Here is a 21,575-nt window from a genome sequence, read left to right as displayed (position 1 = left end):
GGGCATAAATTTCCACTGAGAATTGACCCATGTTTTGATCGTTCTCCTGGCTTGCAGGTCGGGAGATCCTGGAGTGATCGACATGGCGTTACTGAGTGTAATTCGACGCTGGCATTTCCGGCAGAACATCCCGATCCGTGAGATTGAACGGCGCACGGGATTGTCGCGCAACACGATCCGCAAGTACCTGCGGGCGGATACGGTGGAGCCGAAGTTCAAGGTTCCCGATCGCCCGAGCAAGCTGGACCCGTTTGCCGAGAGGCTCTCGGCCTGGCTGAGGATCGAGGCCAGCAAGTCGCGCAAGCAGCGACGCACGGTCAAGCAGATGCATGTCGATCTCGTGGCCTTGGGATACGACGGTTCCTACAACCGCGTTGCGGCTTTCGCGCGGACCTGGAAGGCGGACCGCCAGCGCGACGCCCAGACTATTGGGCGTGGAACTTTCGTCCCACTGGTATTCCAGCCTGGCGAGGCGTTCCAGTTCGACTGGAGCGAGGACTGGGCCATGATCGCCGGCAAGCAGACCAAGCTGCAGGCCGCACATACGAAGCTGTCGCACAGCAGAGCCTTTATCGTCAGGGCCTATCCGCTCCAGACCCATGAGATGCTGTTCGATGCCATGACCCAGGCCTTCCGGGTGCTGGGCGGGGTGCCGCAGCGTGGAATCTTCGACAATATGAAAACCGCAGTCGACAAGATCGGCAGCGGTAAGGCCCGGCAAGTCAACGCCCGCTTTGCAGCCATGGCGAGCCATTACCTGTTCGAACCGGAGTTCTGCAATCCCGCCGCGGGATGGGAGAAGGGTCAGGTCGAGAAGAACGTTCAGGATGCGCGGCGGCGACTGTGGCAGGCCCATGGTCCTTCCGGGCCCGCCTTCCCGGACATCGATGCGCTCAATGCCTGGCTCGAGGAGCAATGCATCGCGCAGTGGGGAGAGATCCCGCATGGCGTGCTGCCCGGCACCATCGCTGATGTGCATGCCGCCGAACTCGCAAGCCTGATGCCACTGGGGCGCCCCTTCGATGGCTTTGTGGAACACACCAAGCGGGTGTCGCCGACCTGCCTGATATCCTTCGAGCGCAACCGCTACAGCGTCCCCGCTTCCTTCGCCAATCGGCCGGTAAGCCTGCGGGTCTATCCCGATCGGATCGTCATTGCCGCCGAGGGGCAGCTCCTGTGCGAGCATGGGCGGATCATCGAACGATCCCATGATCAACCGGGACGGACGATCTATGATTGGCGGCACTATCTTGCGGTGATCCAGCGCAAACCGGGAGCCTTGCGCAATGGCGCCCCCTTTACCGAGATGCCGGAGGCGTTCCGGCAACTACAGGGCCAGCTTCTGAAGCGCTCCGGCGGCGACAGGGAGATGGTAGAAATCCTCTCGCTGGTCCTGCACCATGACGAACAAGCCGTGTTGTGTGCCGTCGAACTGGCTCTCGAGGCCGGCGTCGCGACCAAGACCCATGTTCTCAATATCCTGCATCGCCTGATTGACGGCAAGGATGGCACGCCGCCCAGAATCGATGCCCCGCAGGCCTTGACCTTGCAGCGTGAACCCAAGGCCAACGTCGCCCGCTACGATACCCTGCGGAATAAGGATCTGCGTCATGCGTCATGACCCCGCCAGCGCCGCCGTCGTGGTCATGCTGCGTTCTCTCAAGATGTACGGCATGGCCCAGGCCGTCGGCGAACTCATCGAGCAAGGGGCACCCGCGTTTGATGCGGCCGTCCCTATTCTCTCCCAGTTGCTCAAGGCCGAAGTCGCCGAACGCGAAGTCCGGTCCATCGCCTACCAGATCAAGGCCGCCAAGTTCCCGGCCTACAAGGACCTGGCCGGCTTCGACTTCGCTTCCAGCGAGGTGAACGAGGCCATGGTCCGCCAGCTTCATCGCGGCGAGTTCATCGATGGGGCTCACAACGTCGTGCTGATCGGTGGTCCCGGAACCGGCAAGACGCACATTGCCACCGCGCTTGGCGTTCAGGCTGTCGAGCATCACCGCAAAAAGGTCCGCTTCTTCGCCACGGTCGATCTGGTCAATGCGCTGGAACAGGAAAAAGCGATGAACAAGGCCGGTCAGCTTGCCGACCGGCTGCTGCGCCTCGATCTGCTGATCCTCGACGAACTTGGCTATCTGCCGTTCAGCCCGTCAGGCGGTGCGCTCCTCTTCCACCTTCTGAGCAAGCTCTATGAGCGTACCAGCGTCATCATCACCACCAACCTCAGCTTCAGCGAGTGGGCCGGTGTGTTCGGCGATGCCAAGATGACCACAGCGCTGCTCGATCGGCTCACCCATCACTGCCACATCCTCGAAACCGGAAACGACAGCTTCCGCTTCCGCGCCAGTTCGGCAGCGCCCAAATCCAGAAAGGAAAAATCACCCGCTTGACCCACCGCCCGCACAGCGGGACATAATACCCACCCGGGTCAATTCTCGATGGAAATCCCGGGTCAGCTCTCAGTGGAAATCAACATTCTGACGATACAGCCAGCGCACGTACCCTTCTACTCTCCGCAACTCCCTACAAGATGCTCACGCTTTCGGGCGATGAGCCCGATGACGGCGATCACTACGAGGACTTCCTCGAAACAATCGAGTTCCTCTACGGCCGCGATAAGGGGGCGACCATCAAGGTCGAACTTGACCGCGAAATGCGCCGCTTCCGTAAGCTACTCCAGCAACTGCCGTCTAGCGCGACCGACGCGAAGCGCGCGCGCAACAAGGTTCAGCGTACACTGAAGCGCGTTATGGCGCGCACCGAGCGCGTTGGCAGTACGGCTGAGCGAGATTCGATGCTGGCTGAGCCATCGATCAACGTGCCGCTCGCACCTGCCGATCTCCATCAGGCCGAAGCGTTTGCCCGCGTAGCGCGAGCCGTCGATGCGCGCGAAATCATCGAGTATTGGAAGTCCGCCCCTTACCTCCTGAATTTTATGCGTGATTACACGCTTAAGCATCGCCTGAAGGATAAAGCCGCAAATTCGAACCGGGCCCTGATATCAGCGTTGAGCGATGCGCAGGCGCTGGGCATCCGTCGCGAACAGGTCGAAGCTTATCAGCCGATTGATCCGGCTAATGGGCGCCTTCGAGCGTTGATGGCTGATTTGTTTGATTCAGGGCTCCATCAGCACCTCTGGCTTCCCCCAGCGGTCACATACTATGGCCCAGCATCTGAGGGCACACCGGCTACGAAAGCGCTTGTCTTTTCTGCATGGCAGATGGTGCCCGATGCGCTTGCCGCACTGCTTTCCTACGAAGCCGAACGGCGGATGGGGGCAGCGTCGGTGGTTCGGTCCTACTCGGAAGCCACGCGCCGCCGTCCGCTTCAGTTCAAGCTGGTCGATGGTCGCCCGGCTGCGATGCGCGCGCTACACCTGATCTATCCGTCACCAACACTGGCCAGAATCTGTGATCCGCTCAGCGTGTTTTCTGGCGCTCCGGAACAATTGTCGGTTGCCGAAATGCGCGCAGCGATTGCGGATCGTATTCGTGCTGCACTGGGGCACCTGTTCGCCAAGGGAAATGGCGGAGAAGCAGCTGGCAGGGATGCAGAATGGTCCACGCCGGCAACGATCGACGTATTGTTGAAGACCAAGTCTTCCGGGTGGCTGCAGTATCTGGGTTACAGATGGACGATCCAGGAGGAAGGCTTTCGAGAACACATCGCCGAGTTGCGAAGGACTGCAACCGAGGCAACGCTGGGGGAGCTCGACAACGACACGCTGGATCTGCTGGTCGATGTAGCCTTGGGAAGTCCGGCTGTCTGTGCATTGCGCGCGCTCCATCGCATTGCGCCAGGACTGGCTTGGGATGACCCGCATTTGATGGACGCCGCGGCATCAGTCGCCTGGGGTTTTCGGGCGCTCTTCAATCAACACGACGCCGTTGCTCTCCTACGGCAAGAGCGCGATGACCACTACTGGCGCAGCGCATTGACGCATGGTGTCGAGCACAACCTCCAGTCGGTGCTCGACGAGTACGCCCATTATCTCGTCGAAGGCGAGGGTTTGGCCGGGAGCTCCGAGCGTGAACGTGTCGCCGGCGTGGCCGCAGCCATGACCCACGCCTTGTCAGTCCGCCCCTCCCAGATTGATGTCGATGATGTGGGAGTTGAGGACGGCAAGGTCGTCTTTCATCCGTCCATCAGGTTGCGCGGTCGCTTCGCTATGCGATTGGCTGAATACAAGGATGATGAAGGCGGAACCGTGCGGCTCGGAAGCGTGCGCGATGCGTTCAATTCGCCTTTCAGACCGTTCGTGCTGGCCACGACATCGATTGGTCAGGAAGGCTTGGATTTTCATCCCTATTGCTATCGAGTCTACCACTGGAATCTCCCGGGGAACCCGGTCGATCTTGAGCAAAGGGAAGGGCGTGTTCACCGGTTCAAAGGACATGCGGTCCGGCATAATGTTGCCCGGGCACACGCCGATGCAATCCGCACTTCTACAAAGCCACCTGCGGACCCATGGGAGGCGATGTTCAACGCGGCCAAGCGCGCGACGACAAGCAAATCCGAACTTGTCCCGTACTGGGTTTTTGATGGTCCGGTAAAGGTCGAGCGCCGCGTACCAATGCTACCGATGAGTCGAGAAAACACGCGGCTACGTTGGCTCAAACGCAGCCTGACACTCTACCGGCTGGCATTTGGTCAGCCGCGGCAAGACGACCTGCTGGCTTATCTTGACCGTCTCGTTGACGAGGGCGTCGACGTGGCTGCTCTAGAAGAATTGCAGATCAAGCTCGAACCGTGATTGGTTCGGTTTGTTTGAGTGTCAATTTCTCAGGCGGGGCCAAGCCGGATCGGGGGAACCTCGACTAGCAAGTATGGGAGCGCGGAGGTGCACTCTGACCAGCGAAACGCATAATTCCCAGCGAGGGTAATCGGTGGCCCATACGCGCCGGTTTTGTAGGTAAGGGCGTTTCCTGCGGCATATTCTCGCTCATGGCGAAAATCGAAATCGCTCGTGTCGCTGGAATAGCTTGTCTGGTCGACATAATGTCGATGATCGGTCGCCACCAACATGAACCCTAGATCCGCGACATCTGCGCACTGCTCCAGCCGGGCGATGTCCTTGAACACGTCGTAACGATTGTTTGGTTCGCGGTGGTTTTCCCGCTTGAAGAACTTGATCTCGATGGCGCAGCGCCATTGGCGACCGTCATCGTCCGTTAGGCGGAACCAGACGTCTATCCGCCCGCGTTTGCCTCCGTGGTTCCGCAAAGGTTTTTCGAGTTCGACGGAAAACGTCTCTCGCTCGCTGATAATCTCGAGATCGGCGGCCAACGAAATTATGCGGCCGAGGTGTAGCTGAAGCGTCGCCTCGCTTTCGCATCGTACTCGCCCACCATTGATCTGGCGAAAAAGCGTAGGCACAGCGAGGTTCACGATATTCCGGAGGCGCGAGAGAGTCATTTTGTCCGTCAGACCTATTTCGGCTACTGCTATAATGATGCGATTTTGACACCGTAAGCCGGTTTTGCGGCTTAATGCGTCAACTTTGACACATTATCGATTGCGGACGCCGTCATGTCTGTTGGCGCAAATGATCGAATTGGTCATGGCAGACTTGGCCCAATTACCTACAACGAGATCTGCGTCCCAGAAATCAGAACGGGGTCCAAGCCTGCCTCCTCCTGCTGGAGGAAAAGCGAAGGGGTGCCGTCTGGGCGAAACGGTGAACCTGATTTCCACATTCCGAGCATGATCACCGCAAGCTTCCTGGCCACTGCAACGCGCGCCTTCAGGAACCCAACCCGCTGGGCCAGCTCGAGACCCCAGGTGCGAAGACGGCTTTCGATCTCAATCCTGCAAAGTAGCACGGTGGCAGCGGTAATCAGGTGCATCCGTGTCAGCTTGTTCCCGTGCCGACTGATACGCCCCCGGCGTGAAGTGGCGCCTGACTGATATAGGGTTGGGGTCAGGCCCAAGTATGCTCCAACGTCACGGCTCCGCTCAAATCGATGTGGATCGCCGATGGCACTGTAGAACGAAAGCGCGATCACAGCTCCGACGCCTGGGATCGTCTGGAAATTGCGACATGTAGGATTGTTCGATGCGATGTCGCGCATCTGCCGGTCAAGAATGGAGATCTGCTCTCTCAGAGCCTCGGAAATCTCGACGAGCGGTTGCAGATTGACCCCGATCTCAAGCCCGTGCTGTCGCATTTTCCGCACCTGGTCGTTCACCTCGGCGGCTAGCGCACCCCTTCCGTTCAGGAGTTTCACGTTCCCGCCGTATAACCTGAAAATCGATTGGATGAGCGCATCGGTCCTGGCGCGGTTCTTCAGCATTGTTCTCCGAACATTGATCAGGGTTCGGATATTCTGATGTTCCATCGGCTTCACGAAAACCTGCGACCCCATCGATCGAGCGAGCCGCCCGAGCTCTGCGAGCCCTCGCGCATCGTGGACATCTGTTTTCTGTCGCCTGATTGCCAGGAACTTGCTCGATTTGCGTACATCGACAACCTGAACAGGAAATCCGTATGCACGCAGTTCTCGAACCATCTGGATGCCATTGCCGGCCTCGATCGTGAGGCACTGCGCTGCCTCGACGCCAAACCTCCGCAGAATATCTCTGATGGGACCGGATTTCGTTTCGCATATCGCTTCAAAGAGGATCACGCCCTCTGCGTCGATGAGGCAAACGGCTGTTTCGAGATGCCCCGCATCGAGCCCCACCCAGTAGTGCTGATAAACCAACCAGCGCCTCCTTCGAAACCTATCCAGAAAGCCCAACTTAGGTTGGCCCGCGCAACTCGCCGAGTAGGAATTGTCCGCTCGGGCGTGATAGTGGAATAGGATACGCTAGGAGTGGATAGGATGACCCCAAGGCAAGCGCTTGATGATTTGATCCGCGAGCGGGAAGAGACGTACGCTGCGGTTTCGCGTCTGCTAGGCCGAAACTCCGCCTATATCCAGCAATACATCAAGCGCGGCACGCCCGCGCGTCTCGATCAAAGCGACATCGCTCAGCTGGCTCTGCATTTCGACGTTCCTGCCAAACTGCTCGGCGGAAAAGAGAGTTCTTCAACTCCGCGACGTTCGGTCATCACTGTGCCGGTAATTGAGGCCAAGGGCTTGGAAATCGCACAGGAACGATCTCGGATCGTCGATGAAGCCTGGCTAAGACGCCTATGCAACAGGCCTGCAGGTTTGGCGATCTTACCCATTGCTGGTGAGGCTATGCAGCCGACCCTGCAGAATGGCGACGAAGTCATAATCCAAAGGCTGCGCTCTCACGATGCCCTTCAAGACGGGCTCTACGCTGTCCGGGGATCGTCAGAGACGTTCGTCAGGCGGATCGCTCTGGATCCGACCAAAAATCGCATTTCTGTCCTGACCGACCATCCCGCCTATCCAAGCTGGAACGGTGTTCAGCGAAAGGCGATCAATGTCGTCGGCAGAGTGATCTGGATTGGATCTCAGGTGTCGTGAGTGGGAGCTAAGCTGCCTGCGACATACGCCAAGTTGCGAAGTGAATGCCCACTACTCGGGGTAAGTGAACGGTTTGCCGCGATCGAATTTCCGCTCATCGCAAAGGTCCCAAGCTGGGGGTATCACAGGGGGTATTTTTGGCGAAGCTGATAGAGAAATGACTTTTTAACAGCTGTTTAAGCGAGATTGGTGGACCCCTCCTCCGTACCAAGTTTTTCTTTTAAAATCAACGGCTTAGATCAAAACACGGTGATTATTTGTCTCGTGTGTTACGCATTTTTTCTATGATATCGAAATCATATGGCTGAAAATAATTGCATCCAGGATTATAAAAATTCTTGAATGCGCTTTTTTGTTTTCCATTTTCCCACCCGTCCAGCGGTTTATACTGTTTTGATACAAGTACAACATATCGATTTTGTTCATTGTACAAATCTGCACAGCGGGTGTCATATTGAAAGCTTACGTTCAAATGATCTGTTGATTCTCCTTCAAGCGAGCCTGAGACAAGAGAAACATCTTTAAAGACAATTGCTGTATTTTTCCTATCCTCAGGTTTAATGATCTTGTCAACAGTGCCTACAAAGACTGTATATTTTTTTCGTGTCACTCCATCCTTCCCAACGCCCCTTGGCATCTTGGATGTGTTTGACAAAATATTGGGGTGGATATTGTGTACGCGATCTCTCCGAAGCACGTATGACTTTGTTCTTTTCATCATATCCGGCAAAAATAATGAGCACTTCATCTTTATGTGCACCAAGGTAGTATTCCCCCATCGACATCACGTGCTCAATCAGAACATGTTTCTTGCCTTCTAGCCTGTTCTTTGGATCTTTGAATATTTCAAGAACTTCAACGTCGTATGGATGCTTCTCGCTCATAATTCGCCCTAAAAAGATTAAGCTTGAATGTTCATAGGCCCATTCTAGGCCGTAGACTCATTAGTTGCGATCCATAACCGTGCTGAGAAGAGCTTAATGGCAGCGAGGAAGTTATCGGCGCGTTTGTCGTAGCGTGTCGCCAAGCCTCTGGCGTGTTTGAGTTTTCCGAAGAAGCGCTCGATCAGGTTGCGATAGCGGTAGAGGAAGGCGCTGAAGGCGAAGCCCTTTCGTCGATTACGCTTTGCCGGGATGTTGGCGAAGCCGCCGTTGCTTTCGATCCGTGCGCGGATAGCCTCGCGGCAATCGCTGGCTTGTCCTTCCGACAGATGCAGGCCGACCGGTAAACCCCGGCCATCAACCAGCGCATGGATCTTGGTAGTCAGGCCGCCCCGGGAACGTCCCATGCAGCGATTGGGGGCCCCCTTTTTAGGGTCGCACCATGCTGGTGGACCCGGATCGAGGAACTGTCGATCATGACCAGTTCGCCATCGAAAGCGGCGCTGACGGAGGACAGAAGCCGGTCCCATACGCCAGCTTTGCGCCAACGCACGAAACGGTTGTAGCACGTCGTGTATGGCCCATAGCGCTCCGGGATATCCGCCCAGGGGCTGCCTGTGCGAAACCGCCACAATATCCCATTGATCACCCGACGATCATCAACACGCGGAACACCGCGCACCTTGTTCGGCAACAACGGCTCGATCACCGACCACTCGAAATCCGTAAGCTCAAATCTGCGACGGCTCATCCAAGGCTCCTTCAAATGCCTTGAATCAATCCAATCTACATCTCGCAAGCCAGTTTATGAGTTTACCACCTAGCCCGCAAAGCCCTTGGAAGACCAGCAGCATATATTTGTGGAGACGGGGTATCGAGCTCAAATGCGCGCAAGTCGCCGCAATCCCAAAGCCAGGATAAAGAGAAAGACGCCCCGGATCAGAAAGCTGATTCCGACGCAAAAGGCGAGGAAGATCAGGCCAGTCGCAGGGCCGCTGAACAGAATCAGTCCGCCCAGCACAAGATCCAAAATGCCGAGCAGCAGCCGCCAGCCCCAGTCATGCTCGCTCCGGAATGCACTGATGGCCTCAAGGATTCCGCTGATGAGCAGCCAGGCGCCTATCAGCATCACCAGTGAGAGAGCGCCGGCAAACGGGTTGAAGATTGTGACTGCCCCGGCCAGAAGGCCCATAATGCCCAAAATGAGTTCGATCCAGCGCGCGCGGCCGGACAAATACGATAGGCTGGCAAATGTTGCGAAAGCGCCGTAAACAATCAGCAGTGTGCCGATCAGAAAACCGGTCGCCACGCCAGTGGCGAGCGGATTGGAAAGGGCCAGAAGCCCGACCAGAATGACAACTATGCCATAAGCTAGAACCCAGCCCCAGCCTGTCGTGGGACGAACGGCGCCGTTGTCATTCTCGGTCATGCAATCGGTCCTATCTGTCTGCCTATCCAACGCATGTATCTATCGCTTTGGGCAAGCAGGTGCAATGAGGTGGATTGGTCCTTATTAGTCTGCCGATGCGAGATTGTCTTGCCGTGCTTGTCAATGAGGCTTGCCTATTCTAGCCTGCAATGGAACGGGAAACAGACGAAATTGCATGGGGACTTGGCTGAGCGTTCGGTTGATGGCGGGCATTCAGGAAGCGAATGTAACCTTCCAACCCCCGAGGCGTTGTTCGCGTCATTTGTCGTGGACGCCGACGCTGCGACTTTCGCGGTGATCCGGTTCGCACTACAAAACACGCAGATCGCGGCGATTGACTGCCGAAACTCCGGGGGCTGTGCTGCGGTGATGCAGTTTGCGATGGTGGATGGGGTTCTGGTGGCGGATACGGTGCGACGATGACCGCAGGCCCACGACCAAGTACATGCGGTAGAGACGCGGGTACCGGATCAGGTCAGTACCCGGTAGTCTCAGCGCGAATTATACCGACAATCCCGATCGCCATTTCGAAGCAGTCGATCGGGCGCAGGTAAAACTCGAGGGAAGCCATGTTCAGCGTATTACGCCTTATCTGTGGACTAGCATCTTGCGCTATTAAGTCCCCCGGGCCGCCAACTGAACACGCTATAGTCGGTCTGCGGATGAACCGTATGTGGCTCAAGGTTTTCGCTATCGCGGTCGTGATGGCGGGGTCCGGGCATGTGGCAGCCACGGCCCAGGAATCGTCATTCGATGTGTGGAGAAATCCAAAGAACAGCGTACATATCCGTGCAGAACGTTGTGGGGACCGAATGTGCGGCGTTGTTGTCTGGGCCAGTGAGAAGGCGAAAGCAGATGCACGCAAAGGCAGTCAGAATCCGCTGGTGGGATCGCAGTTGTTTCGTGATTTTGTAGAGGAGCGGCCAGGTGTCTGGCGCGGCCAAGTCTTTGTACCGGACATTGGCCGGACTTTTACCGGTACTATTCGTGTCGTCGATGCCAACCGGTTGGAAGCCAAGGGATGCCTGCTCGGCAAGTTGGGCTGTCGGTCCCAGCAGTGGTACCGGGTTGCCGAATCTCACTCTTCGCGCTGACGTGCCCTGGCCACCCGTCTCACCTGCAGGTCGCTTCCGAGATAATGGGATTTTAATTCGAGGACGACTTCGGCATCCAGAGGGCTAAATCACGTTTTTTATCGAACAAGGGCCACACCGATGCGTAGGCGCGTGGCGCGTTTGTTATAATCGAGAAGATTTTCGCCATAGCCGTGGAAGCTTTGGCCAAAGAGATAAAAGTCGGGGCCGTCGCCCAGAATGCGGCGCAATGGATAGGAAATATCGGCTGACACTGCTCCCTTGCCACTCCCGAAGTTGAACCGGGTGGAGGTGGAGAGGCGCAGTCCATTAACTTCCGCAACTTCCATAAAGAAGCCGCTATTGCCCCGATATCGGCGGATATCGCGATTATCGGAGCGGTCGCCGACATAGAGCCAGAAACGTGGTGCGGCAGTCAGCCGCCAATCGCCGCCTAGCGAAAATGCCGCCATGGGCGTCACATAGACCATGTTGATGCTGCGCGATGCATCGCCATCTCGGCCATTGGATTCATGACGCAGGCCCACCTGCCCACTGAGAGTCGCTGTATCGGATAGGGCCTTGGGCTGTGCAAGGTAGAAGATTTCGGGCTGGAAATCGATATTGCGAAAGGGTGAGGAGTCCGCGCCCAGATCCCAGAACATACGCTGGGTATAAGCGAAATAGAGGCCATCCTTGAGGGAGGCAGGCTGGTCTTCCCGCAGCCGGCTGCCGAAAAGCTGATACTTGAAACTCAGCTGGATACGGGCCTCGCTGTTGGTTCCAGGGCCATAGACGGCATAGATCGGCTCATAAGGCGAGAGATTGTCTATAAAGGCATTGCCGACTGAACGATCGGCGGCGGATGGCGTAGGGGGCGGCACCGGCACGGTTGCTTGCGCCTGTTCGCCGGGCTGGTCTGGCATAAGCCCATGACGTGCGGAAAGAGCGATCTGCTGGCGACCCCATGCCGGAACAGAGAGCAACGCGCCCTGGTTTACCGATGCATCGGAAACTCGGTACTGCGCGCAGGCAAAGCCATGGGCGGCCACGATCACTTGTGCGGGAACGGTCGGCCCACGGTCGAGCCAGACGCTGTGTGTGCCGCCAGGCAGCGTCACTCGCGCCTCGATCCGGTCGGGCAGGGGGACCGTTTGCGCTGCATCATCGGAATTCAGAAGGCGGATATCAACAAGGGCAAAGCCATTGGCATCACGCTCATCAACATTCCTGATCAATATTTCGACATCTTCCCTGGCCTGCGCCTGAAAGGGCAGGAGGACGGATGCAGCCAGCAGGGCGGCGGGAAAGTTGGGCAGGTGTTTCATGCGTGGAGATGCAGTCCATTGTCGACGGGAATGACGGTGCCGGTTATGCGTCTGGCCGCATCGCTGACAAGGAAGGCGGCAAGGGAACCCACGTCGCCAATATCCACCAGTTGCCCTTGCGAAGCCTGCGCGGCTGCCCGATCGAGCAGTTCGTCGAACCGATCGATCCCGCTGGCCGCGCGTGTGGCGATCGGGCCGGGCGAGATCGCATGGGCGCGGATGCCCTTGGGACCGAGTTCAGCCGCCACATAGCGGGTCGCACTTTCCAACGCTGCCTTGACCGGCCCCATCAGGTTGTAATGTTCGATTACCCGCTCCGAGCCATAGAAGGTGACGCACAGCAGGCAGCCGCCCTCATTCATCAACGGCTCGGCCAGTTTTGCCATGCGCAGGAAGCTGTGGCAGGACACGTCCATCGCCATGGCAAAACCTTCTGCCGAGCTGTCGACTACGCGGCCGTGCAGGTCTTCCTTTGGCGCGAAGGCGATGGAGTGAAGCAGAAAGTCGAGCCCGCCCCAGCGCTCCCGCACCTCTTCGAACAGGGCTTCCAGTTGCCCCGGTTCACGCACGTCGCAAGGCGCGCTCCACTCGGCGCCAAGCTTTTCGGCAACAGGCGCGACCCAGCTCCTAGCCTTCTCGTTCACATAGGTCACGGCCAGGCGCGCGCCGCATTGGGCGAAGGCGTCGGCGCAGCCAGTAGCGATGCTATGTTCGTTTGCGACGCCGATGACGAGGCCGCGCTTGCCGCGCAGGTCTACCAGAGGGTTCATTGCGCTACTCCAAATAGAACCGAGAGGGTGTGAAGGGCGATCATGCGCTCTTCATCGGTCGGAATGACCAATGCCTTTACCTTGCTGTCGGGATGGCTAATGATGGTGTCATTGGACATATTGCCATGCGCCTGCAGCCTGATGCCCAGCCATTCGAGTCTGCGGCAGATGCGCGATCGCACATCGGCATGGTTTTCGCCAATCCCGGCCGTGAAGACGATTCCATCCACCCCGCCGAGGATGCTGACGAGAGCGCCTGCCTCCCGCGCTACCCGCCAGGTAAACAGGTCGATCGCATCCTGCGCTTCGGGTGCGCCACTCTCGGACAGGGCGCGCATATCGCTCGAAATGCCCGATACGCCCAGCAGGCCCGACTTGTTGTACAGAAGAGTTTCAACTTCCTGCGGGCTCATTCGCATCTGTGTTTGAAGGTGCAGTACCACGCCTGGATCGATCGTGCCGCAGCGTGTGCCCATCATCAGGCCGTCCAGCGCGGTGAAGCCCATGCTGGTGTCCACGCTCCTGCCATCGGCCATGGCGCACAGCGATGCGCCGTTGCCCAGATGCGCGACGATCACGCGACCGGCCGCAAGCGCCGGATCGATCGTTGCGAGGCGACGGGAAATATATTCATAGGACAGGCCATGGAAGCCATAGCGTCTGATCCCCTGATCGTGGAATGCGCGCGGGATGGCGAAGCGCGTGGCGAGTTCTGGCCGGTCATGGTGAAAGGCCGTGTCGAAGCAGGCGACCTGCGGCAGGTCTGGTGCGAGCGCGGTAATCGCCCGGACTGCGGCCAGATTGTGGGGCTGGTGCAGCGGCGCCAGCGGACAGAGCCTTTCAAGTTCGTCCAGCACAAGATCGTCGATCAGGCAGGGGACGGCGAAATCGACACCGCCATGAACGATGCGATGGCCTATGGCGATCACCTCGCGCCCGTCCAGATGGGAGATTGCCCAGTCGAACAGCCAGGCGAGCAGGTCGGCATGCGTAAGGCCATGTTGGTCCCGCCAGTCCTGTACGACCAGCGTCTCGCCCGACGTATCCCGGATCGTGAGGTGCGGGGAAATGCCAATGCGCTCGATTTTACCGGCAGCCGAGAGGGAGGGGGCACGATCCGCGTCGAGGACGTAGAGGGCGAACTTGATGCTGGACGAGCCGGAATTGAGGCTGACAATCGCCTTCATGCGGCGGAGCCTTGTGGAAGGCCCGGGGCTGCGTTGGTCGCTGCGCGCGCAAGCAGGGTCGCGACCGCGCAGGAGGCGAGCCGCGTCCGCAGACTGTCAGCCCGGCTGGTGAGGATGATGGGAACGCGCGCACCCAGAACCACGCCTGCCGCATCCGCTCCGCCAAGGAAGGTGAGCTGCTTGGCCAGCATGTTGCCAGCTTCCAGATCGGGCACGACGAGAATCTGCGCCTTTCCGGCGACGGAGGATACGATGCCCTTTTCCCGCGCCGCCGCTTCGCTGATCGCATTGTCGAAGGCCAGCGGGCCGTCGAGCAGGGCGCCCGTAATCTGTCCCCGGTCGGCCATCTTGCACAATGCGGCTGCGTCAAGCGTGGTCGGCATGGCGGGGTTGACCGTTTCCACCGCGGAAAGAATTGCGACGCGCGGTTCTGCCAGCCCGATGACATGGGCAAGGTCGATCGCGTTGCGGATGATGTCGGCTTTCTCGATCAGTGTGGGCGCGATGTTGATCGCCGCATCCGTGATGATGAGCGGTTCGGGATGGCCAGAGACATCCATGATATAGGCGTGGCTGATGCGCCGCTCGGTCCTCAACCCCGAACTGCGACTGACCACGGCAGCCATCAGTTCGTCTGTGTGAAGTGATCCCTTCATCAGCAGTGCCGCTTCGCCCGACCGCACAAGTTCGACCGCTTTGGCGGCGGAATCGTGGCTATGAGCAGTCGGAACGATGCGGAATGCGGAGATGTCCTTGCCGGCTTCTTCTGCCGCGTTGCGAATGCGGGTTTCCGGGCCGACCAGTATTGGCTCGATCAGTCCGGCCTCAGCCGCTTCCACTGCCGCAAGAAGTGCAGCCGCAGTGCAGGGATGGGCGATGGCAGTGGGAACGAAAGCATTCGAAGCCGTTTCAATCAGCCGGTGATAGGCGCCATGATCCGACAGCCGGATTTCCGGCAAAGCCACGCGCTGCCGGCTGATCTTCGTCGTCGGCGCCATAACTTCGGCCTGGCCCGTGATAACGGTCTCGCCGGCCTGGTTCTCGCAGCGGCAGTCGAGCAGGAGGATATGTTTGTCGGGCCGCTTTTCCGTGACTGTCACGGATGCCGTGATGATATCACCAATGCCGACCGGACGTTTGAAGCGCAGCGACTGACCCAGGTAGATGGTTCCAGGCCCCGGCAGTTCGGTTCCCAATACTGCTGAAATCAGACCGCCACCCCACATGCCATGAGCTATGATCCGGCGAAAAAAGTCGCCCTCGGCAAAGTCTGCATCCAGATGGGCCGGATTCACATCACCGGAAACCAATGCGAATAGCTGAATATCCTTTTGCGAGAGAGTGCGGGTCATACTGGCGGTTTCGCCGACAGTAATCTCGTCGAAGGTACGATTTTCGATCATGTCAGTGCCGGACACGTCTTATTTCTCCAGCACATAATGACCGGGAGCGTCGGCAATGGGGGCATACCCCTTATCTGCGGCACCCATGGCGGGGGGCGTGATCGGCTCTCCGGAACGCGCATCCAGCCATGCGTCCCATTCGGTCCACCAACTACCCTGCTTCTTCTGGGCGCCATCGCGCCATTCGTCCGCGTCATAGGCGGGGCCATCAGCCGGGCGGGTCAGTACTTCATAGCGCCGGTTCTTGTGGCCGGGTTCAGAAACTATGCCCGCATTGTGGCCACCACTCGTCAAAACAAACGTCACTTCCGCGCCTGTCAGCATATGAATCTTGTGTACCGATTTCCATGGCGCGACATGGTCGCGTTCGGTACCGACTACAAAGAACGGCGCGCGGATAGCGGACAAGGTGATATTGCGCCCTTCGACCGTATATTTCCCCTCGGCAAGCTCGTCGTTGAGGAAAAGCCGTGTCAGATATTCACTATGCATCGCATAGGGCATGCGGGTCCCGTCGGCATTCCACGCCATCAGGTCGATCATCTCGTCGCGCTCGCCCATCAGATAGGTTCCAAGTACATGCGACCAGACCAGATCGTTCGACCGTAATATCTGGAAGGCGCCGCCCATTTGGCTGCTGTCGAGAAAGCCCTTGCTCCACATCATGTTCTTGAGGATGTGCAACTGCGCTTCATCGATAAAGAGACCAAGCTCGCCCGGTTCACTGAACTCCGTCTGTGCCGCCAAAAGGGTGACGCTGGCCAGGCGTTCGTCATGATCGCGCGCCATTGCGGCTGCAGTGATTGAGAGCAACGTACCGCCCAGGCAGTAGCCAGCCGCGTGAATCTTGCTCGCACCGGTAATGGTAGTGATGGCGTCGAGCGCCGCCATTGGACCAAGGCGGCGATAGGCATCGAGATCAAGGTCGCGATCTTGCGTTCCGGGATTGTGCCAGGACAGGATGAAGACGGTATAACCCTGCGCAGTCAGCCATTTGACCATCGAATTTCCCGGCGACAGATCCAGAATATAATATTTCATGATCCATGCAGGTACGATCAGCACGGGCTCCGGTCGCACCTTGTCTGTTGTCGGTTCATACTGGATAAGTTCGACCAGCTGGTTGCGGAAGACGACTTTGCCCTTGGCGGTCGCCACGGTTTCACCGGGTTTGAAAGCCTCGGTGCCGACTGGCGGTTCGCCGCGGAACTGGCGCTGCATATCTTCGAGCCAATGGGCGGCGCCGTCCGCCAGGCATTGCCCTCCGGTATCGGCGATGCGCTTGAGAAGAACGGGATTGGTAGCGATAAAATTGCTGGGCGAAAAATAGTCGAGAAACTGGCGCGCCACAAAATTCACAATATCCTCATGATGGCGTGAGACGCCATCGATACCGCTCGTCGCCGCATGCCACCACTGCTGATTAAGCAGGAAAGACTGGGCGATAAGGTTGAAGGGGGGCTTCTGCCAGGCTTGATCGACGAAGCGATGATCCTGCGGCAAAGGCTCGATTGCGGGCGCGGCGTCAGGATCACGGGCTTTTCGTACCGCGTAGTCGAGCAGCCGGGCAGATTTGCGCGCTGCTTTTGCAGAAAGCTGAAGCTGTTTGCCCGGAGAACTCGCCATGTGAATGGCCCAATCGGATATTGCCATGAAGAGGGTAGCAGGTGACAATCCGCTGGTTGCTTGAGCGATTGAAGAAGCGGCCATACGGTCCAAAGTCTGGGCGAAACCGTCCAGGGGATCGCTATGCTGCGGGTCTCTATCTACCATGAGATTCTTGCATCCTGATCGTGTATCTTAAATCGAGAGGGGCGGGCGCGCAGGTCCCGACTACCGGCGCAGGGAGGGTATCCCTGCCGCAAGCAAGTCCAGTGCTTGGTCAATATGGGCTGACTTGGCTGCAGGCGTGTTATCGAGAACTTTAAGCATACGAATACGCATACGTGGCGCGAGCACGAGCGTGTCCAGCAGTAACGAAGCAATGTCTTCGATCTCATCGTTATCGTATTTTGCAGTTTCCGGATCGGCCAAGAGCGTCTCGCGTATGATATCGACCCAATGGCTTGTTACAATCTGCAGTGCATTGTCCGAATAATCGGGGACAAGTCTTTCAATTTCCGCCTTAAGCCTGTCAAAGTCGATCACTTTCGGCGTTAAAAATCCATCTAGGATGTTTTGGGCAGCAACCGAAATGCGCTCACGAACGCTGGTTCCTTCCGTCTGGACAACCAGCGCTTCGATAAAGCAGGTCCGTTCATGGTCAATGACAGCCCCGAATAGGCCGATCTTCGATCCGTATCGCCGATATAGTGTCCGCTTCGTAACTTGAGCGTCTGTTGCGATTTCATCCATGTTCGCGCCTTCGTACCCATGCTGAAGGAAATTCTTGCTGGCGACCTCCAGAATATGAGCGCCAAGCCGCTTGCCGGCCGTCACTGTTGGTCGACCGGTACGGGCATGGGGCGCAGCATTGGGAGTGCGGTCAGGCATGATCGCAAAATCTCCTTTTTTAGGAATGCGATTCGCATCCGCTGGACCTCAATCATAAGCGAAGGTATACTCGTGCGTATACATATGATTCTTCGCGAACAGAAAAATCTGTTCCGGAGTTAAAGTCGCGCTGAGAATATGGATTCTTATGTCTAGTTTGGCACTCGTCACTGGCGCTACGCGCGGCATTGGCACCGCAATTGCAAAAGCTTTGAAGGCAGTCGGCTGCGATGTGGTCTCGGTTTGCCATGGTGGCTACTGTGCCTGACGCTGTGCGCGCGAAGATAATATCTTCCATTCCGGTTGGCCGGCGAGGAGGGCCCGAAGAAATTGCTCAGGCCGTGGTCTGCCTTACTTCGGCGCTAGCTGCTTTTTTTGCAGGATCCGTTCCTACCATGAATAGCGGGTAGTATATGGTTAACGGGTGACTTTGATTTCTTCCTTGGGCGATCATTCTCCAGATATGCCTATCGTTTCAGTCAGGAAAGTTTTCGGATGAGCTATCCATTTGATCAAATGACTTCGCTTGTAAGTGCCAATCAAAAACTGGGGCAGGCCTTGTTCGAGGTCGCCCGCGTAGCCGCGCAGCGACAGGCGAAAATTGCGTCCCAAGGTCTTGCGGTATTTACGCAGGCAGGTGCCGCACCGCAGGTGTCCCCGTTTCAATTCCCATTGCTGTCGCAATGGCCGGAAATTGTTATGGAGGTAGAGCAAAACCGACAGGCGTCGCTGGCGGATGTAAGCGCTGCGGTTGCGGAATGGCGAGATGCCGTCGGGGCCGCATTCTCGATAGAGGATGCGCAGCAGCGGGCTCGTAGAGTTTTCGATGTCTGGACGCGGTGACTTCCAGGGGGGCGATGCCGTTGCCGCTCCTGCGGATGCCGTCCGGGCTCCAAAGCCAAGGCTCCGGCGGCAAACTAAAATTTGACGACCAGTCGTCGCAAGTGGCCAGCGTTGTGGTAACGCGGACTGCTTGCCTGGTTGGGTTGACGAGGGACGGTGTACCAATGTTGCAATCTCGGGAATGGCCCTATGGGAAAGGGCCGGGCATCGCCGTGAAAAGGCGGCGGCTTTTGCTCGCCGCGTTTTTGCTCCTCGGTACGTCGGCCTGCTCGTTCACGCCCGATTATGTCGCGCCGGCCATGCCGGTACCTACTGCATATGATGCGCCTGATGCGTCGGGCGGATCGATCGCCAGAACGAGCTGGCGCGAATTTTTTCGCGAGCCTGAACTTCAGCGGCTGATTGGCGAAGCGCTCGAAAATAATCGGGATATTCGTATTGCGGCAAGCCGTGTGTCCGAAGCGCGGGCCGCCTGGCGGATCGAAGGGGCTGCGCTCTATCCGCAGCTTGACGCCGTGAGTGGCTATAGCCGTGGGCGCACTTTAGCCAATATTCCCGGAGCTGGGGCGACAATGGTCAGTTCCGAGCAGATCAGCGCGCAGTTGAGCGCAAGCTGGGAAATCGATTTTTGGGGCCGTTTGCGCAATTTGCGCGATGCCGCGCGCTGGCAGTATCTGGCAACAGAGGAGGCGCGCAGGTCGGTTGCCTCCGGACTGGTGGCACAGGTGGCGAACGGTTACCTCCTGGAGCGCGAATATGAAGAACGCATAGCCCTTGCCCGCAACTCGATCTCCACGCGTGAGGAATCGCTGCGGATCATGCGGCGACGTTATGAAGTGGGCTCCGGCTCGAAACTTGACATGATGCAGGCGCAGACCCTGCTCGCCCAGGCCCGCACGACCCTCTATGGACTGGAGCAGGATCGCGCGGTCAACCGTAACGCCTTGGCGCTTCTTGTCGGTCATTCGATTGGCATCGCGCCCGGACACCTATCTCTCGCCGAGGCGCCTGAAGGCCTGGTCCTTCCGCCTGGGCTACCATCGGAATTGCTGCTCTATCGCCCTGATATCCTGGCCGCGGAATATGGGCTTCGTGCCGCCAACGCCAATATCGGTGCCGCACGCGCAGCGTTTCTGCCAAATATCTCATTGACTGGCGCCTATGGCACCATGAGCGATCAACTGGATGGTCTGTTCTCAAGCGGCAGTGAAGCATGGAGCTTTACGCCCAGCTTGAGGCTACCACTATTCAATGCCGGGCGCTTGAAGGGCAACCTTGACGTCGCAAAAGCGCGCGAGGTGCGCGCCGTTGCCGAATATGAGCAGGCGATCCAGACCGGTTTTCGGGATGTGTCCGATGCGCTGGTTCAGCGGCGCCAGCTGCAAAAGCAGATCGAAACTACCCGTGACATGCTGGGCGCGCAGCGCGAGCGCGCGCGCCTTGCTCAGCTACGTTTTGACAACGGTCGCTCCGCCTATCTCGAAGTGCTCGATGCCCAGCGCGATCTGTTCGATGCCGAACAGGCGCTGGTCCAGCTGCGGCGCGCTGAAATTTCCAGCATCGTCGCGCTCTATTCGGCGCTTGGCGGCGGCTTCGTAGCCGATCAGACCTTCCAGACGAACTCGACAGAAAGCGATAGGGGACAGACGCAATGACGCAGGCCAAGAGCAAAAGCAGGCTTGTCCTGGGCGGGATCGCCGTGGCCATTATCGCGGCAGGCATAGCACTCTATCTGCTGCTCAAGCCGGCGGAACTTCCGGAAGGTATCGCCAGCGGCAACGGGCGCATCGAGGCGGTCGAGATCGACATTGCCGCCAAGACCGCTGGGCGTATCCGCGACATCGTCGCCGAAGAGGGACAACTGGTCAAAGCGGGTGATGTTGTCGCCCATATGGATACCGAGACCATGCGCGCCCAGTTGGCCGAAGCCGAAGCCCAGCTCGCCCAGGCTATCAACAATGTCCAGATAGCCGAAACCCAGGTCAGCCAGCGTCAAAGCGAGCGCGCCTCCGCCATGGCGACAGTCCGCCAGCGAGAGGCTGAACTCAATGCCGCGCGCAAGCGTTATGGACGGTCTGAAACTCTGGCGCGCGAAGGCGCTACGGCGGTTCAGGAGCGGGATGACAATCTGGCTTCGGTTGAGGGCGCAGCGGCCACCGTCGAAGCGGCTCGAGCTCAGCTGGCGGCGGTCGACGCCAGCATCGCCGCATCACGCAGCCAGGTCATCGGCGCACGCTCAAATGTCGATGCCGTCAGGGCTACGATCGTGCGTATCAAGGCGGATATCGCGGACAGTGATCTTCGCGCGCCCCGTTCTGGTCGCATCCAGTACCGTGTTGCACAACCGGGCGAGGTGGTGGCAAGCGGTGGACGCGTCATGAACCTTGTCGACCTGACGGACGTTTACATGACTTTTTTCCTGCCTGAGACGGCGGCGGGCAAGGTGCGTATCGGCAGCGAGGTGCGCCTCGTTCTCGATGCAGCGTCCAATATCGTGATCCCTGCGAAGATCAGCTTCGTTGCCGATGTCGCCCAGTTCACGCCCAAGACGGTGGAGACGGAAAGTGAGCGTCAGAAGCTGATGTTCCGCGTGCGCGCGCGGATCGATCCGGCCCTGTTGCAGCGCCATCTCGATATCGTAAAGACTGGCCTTCCGGGCATGGCCTATGTCAGAATTGATCCGAAAGCCGACTGGCCCGCAAATCTCAGCAACCTCGTTAAGGAATAAG

At 58.2% G+C, this 21,575-nt stretch carries 21 protein-coding genes; 9 read left to right on the top strand and 12 right to left on the bottom strand.

Translation table 11 applies throughout. From position 1 onward, the window contains the following. Nucleotides 1-82: 82 nt before the first annotated feature. The 3 genes from istA to WYH_RS03890 all read left to right on the top strand — a co-directional run bounded on the left by istA (nt 83) and on the right by WYH_RS03890 (nt 4,753). Nucleotides 83-1,621, top strand: a complete 1,539-nt coding sequence (gene istA / locus WYH_RS03900; RefSeq protein ID WP_046904786.1) for an IS21 family transposase — start codon at nt 83-85, stop codon at nt 1,619-1,621. Beyond that, the gene (gene istB / locus WYH_RS03895; RefSeq protein ID WP_046902793.1) at nt 1,611-2,390 is read left to right on the top strand and encodes an IS21-like element helper ATPase IstB; all 780 of its coding nucleotides are present in this window, start codon (nt 1,611-1,613) and stop codon (nt 2,388-2,390) included. The genes istA and istB overlap by 11 nt, the downstream gene beginning before the upstream one ends. Before the next feature lie 140 nt (nt 2,391-2,530). Continuing rightward, complete coding sequence (locus WYH_RS03890) at nt 2,531-4,753, top strand: helicase-related protein (RefSeq protein ID WP_179945430.1); 2,223 nt, start codon at nt 2,531-2,533, stop codon at nt 4,751-4,753. A 29-nt stretch (nt 4,754-4,782) separates the two neighbouring features. On the opposite strand, the gene WYH_RS03885 is transcribed toward WYH_RS03890, so the two are convergent. After that, a complete protein-coding gene (locus tag WYH_RS03885; protein WP_244877955.1) occupies nt 4,783-5,286 on the bottom strand; it encodes a hypothetical protein in 504 nt (167 codons plus the stop codon). A gap of 296 nt (nt 5,287-5,582) precedes the next feature. Beyond that, complete coding sequence (locus WYH_RS03880) at nt 5,583-6,704, bottom strand: IS110 family RNA-guided transposase (protein WP_169780701.1); 1,122 nt, start codon at nt 6,702-6,704, stop codon at nt 5,583-5,585. A 120-nt stretch (nt 6,705-6,824) separates the two neighbouring features. On the opposite strand from WYH_RS03880, the gene WYH_RS03875 reads away from it, so the two are divergent. Then, nucleotides 6,825-7,439, top strand: coding sequence for a S24 family peptidase (locus WYH_RS03875; protein ID WP_046902791.1), 615 nt, complete (start codon nt 6,825-6,827; stop codon nt 7,437-7,439). Nucleotides 7,440-7,692: 253 nt separating this feature from the next. Here WYH_RS03875 and WYH_RS16765 read toward each other — a convergent pair whose 3' ends face one another. The 4 genes from WYH_RS16765 to WYH_RS03860 form a co-directional block, all read right to left on the bottom strand. After that, the gene (locus WYH_RS16765) at nt 7,693-8,049 is read right to left on the bottom strand and encodes a hypothetical protein (RefSeq protein WP_156320060.1); all 357 of its coding nucleotides are present in this window, start codon (nt 8,047-8,049) and stop codon (nt 7,693-7,695) included. Beyond that, the gene (locus WYH_RS16760; protein ID WP_046902790.1) at nt 8,009-8,323 is read right to left on the bottom strand and encodes a hypothetical protein; all 315 of its coding nucleotides are present in this window, start codon (nt 8,321-8,323) and stop codon (nt 8,009-8,011) included. The genes WYH_RS16765 and WYH_RS16760 overlap by 41 nt, the downstream gene beginning before the upstream one ends. Before the next feature lie 44 nt (nt 8,324-8,367). Then, nucleotides 8,368-9,071 (bottom strand): IS5 family transposase gene (locus WYH_RS16440; protein ID WP_244877954.1). Its coding sequence is split into 2 segments (ribosomal slippage): nt 8,368-8,753 and nt 8,753-9,071, totalling 705 coding nucleotides; the frame shifts between segments, so codons are not numbered across the junction. Nucleotides 9,072-9,200: 129 nt separating this feature from the next. Continuing rightward, nucleotides 9,201-9,749 (bottom strand): HdeD family acid-resistance protein, encoded by a 549-nt coding sequence (locus WYH_RS03860; protein WP_046902788.1) that lies wholly within the window; start codon nt 9,747-9,749, stop codon nt 9,201-9,203. Between the two features lie 183 nt (nt 9,750-9,932). On the opposite strand from WYH_RS03860, the gene WYH_RS03855 reads away from it, so the two are divergent. Together WYH_RS03855 and WYH_RS16435 are read left to right on the top strand one after the other, a co-directional pair. Continuing rightward, nucleotides 9,933-10,172: a hypothetical protein gene (locus tag WYH_RS03855; RefSeq protein WP_169780699.1), complete on the top strand. Its 240-nt coding sequence runs from the start codon at nt 9,933-9,935 to the stop codon at nt 10,170-10,172. Nucleotides 10,173-10,420: 248 nt separating this feature from the next. Further along, nucleotides 10,421-10,843 carry a DUF2147 domain-containing protein gene (locus WYH_RS16435; RefSeq protein ID WP_235980313.1) on the top strand — a complete coding sequence of 141 codons (423 nt, stop codon included), beginning with the start codon at nt 10,421-10,423 and terminating at the stop codon, nt 10,841-10,843. Nucleotides 10,844-10,941: 98 nt separating this feature from the next. Here the strand turns inward: WYH_RS16435 and WYH_RS03850 are convergent, their stop codons facing one another. The 6 genes from WYH_RS03850 to WYH_RS03825 are packed head-to-tail and all read right to left on the bottom strand — an operon-like array spanning nt 10,942 to nt 18,003. Then, complete coding sequence (locus tag WYH_RS03850) at nt 10,942-12,150, bottom strand: phospholipase A (RefSeq protein ID WP_046902785.1); 1,209 nt, start codon at nt 12,148-12,150, stop codon at nt 10,942-10,944. Continuing rightward, nucleotides 12,147-12,920 (bottom strand): enoyl-ACP reductase FabI, encoded by a 774-nt coding sequence (gene fabI / locus WYH_RS03845; RefSeq protein WP_046902784.1) that lies wholly within the window; start codon nt 12,918-12,920, stop codon nt 12,147-12,149. The genes WYH_RS03850 and fabI overlap by 4 nt, the downstream gene beginning before the upstream one ends. Beyond that, a complete protein-coding gene (locus WYH_RS03840) occupies nt 12,917-14,107 on the bottom strand; it encodes an acetate/propionate family kinase (RefSeq protein ID WP_046902783.1) in 1,191 nt (396 codons plus the stop codon). Before WYH_RS03840 ends, fabI begins: the two co-directional genes overlap by 4 nt. After that, complete coding sequence (locus tag WYH_RS03835; RefSeq protein WP_046902782.1) at nt 14,104-15,525, bottom strand: bifunctional enoyl-CoA hydratase/phosphate acetyltransferase; 1,422 nt, start codon at nt 15,523-15,525, stop codon at nt 14,104-14,106. Before WYH_RS03835 ends, WYH_RS03840 begins: the two co-directional genes overlap by 4 nt. A gap of 3 nt (nt 15,526-15,528) precedes the next feature. Further along, nucleotides 15,529-17,283 (bottom strand): PHA/PHB synthase family protein, encoded by a 1,755-nt coding sequence (locus WYH_RS03830; protein WP_046902781.1) that lies wholly within the window; start codon nt 17,281-17,283, stop codon nt 15,529-15,531. Between the two features lie 60 nt (nt 17,284-17,343). Continuing rightward, nucleotides 17,344-18,003, bottom strand: coding sequence for a TetR/AcrR family transcriptional regulator (locus WYH_RS03825; protein ID WP_082347802.1), 660 nt, complete (start codon nt 18,001-18,003; stop codon nt 17,344-17,346). A 495-nt stretch (nt 18,004-18,498) separates the two neighbouring features. Between WYH_RS03825 and WYH_RS03815 the strand changes: the two genes are divergently transcribed. The 3 genes from WYH_RS03815 (at nt 18,499) to WYH_RS03805 (ending at nt 21,574) form a co-directional block, all read left to right on the top strand. Continuing rightward, nucleotides 18,499-18,846, top strand: coding sequence for a hypothetical protein (locus tag WYH_RS03815; protein WP_046902780.1), 348 nt, complete (start codon nt 18,499-18,501; stop codon nt 18,844-18,846). Between the two features lie 164 nt (nt 18,847-19,010). After that, nucleotides 19,011-20,501 carry an efflux transporter outer membrane subunit gene (locus WYH_RS03810; protein WP_082347800.1) on the top strand — a complete coding sequence of 497 codons (1,491 nt, stop codon included), beginning with the start codon at nt 19,011-19,013 and terminating at the stop codon, nt 20,499-20,501. After that, the gene (locus tag WYH_RS03805) at nt 20,498-21,574 is read left to right on the top strand and encodes an HlyD family secretion protein (protein WP_046902779.1); all 1,077 of its coding nucleotides are present in this window, start codon (nt 20,498-20,500) and stop codon (nt 21,572-21,574) included. The genes WYH_RS03810 and WYH_RS03805 overlap by 4 nt, the downstream gene beginning before the upstream one ends. The last annotated feature ends 1 nt before the right edge of the window (nt 21,575 follow it).

The organism is Croceibacterium atlanticum, from assembly GCF_001008165.2.
Classification (GTDB): domain Bacteria; phylum Pseudomonadota; class Alphaproteobacteria; order Sphingomonadales; family Sphingomonadaceae; genus Croceibacterium_C; species Croceibacterium_C atlanticum.
Note: the sequence above shows the minus strand (reverse complement) of the source record. Positions and strands in the feature narration are given on the sequence as shown.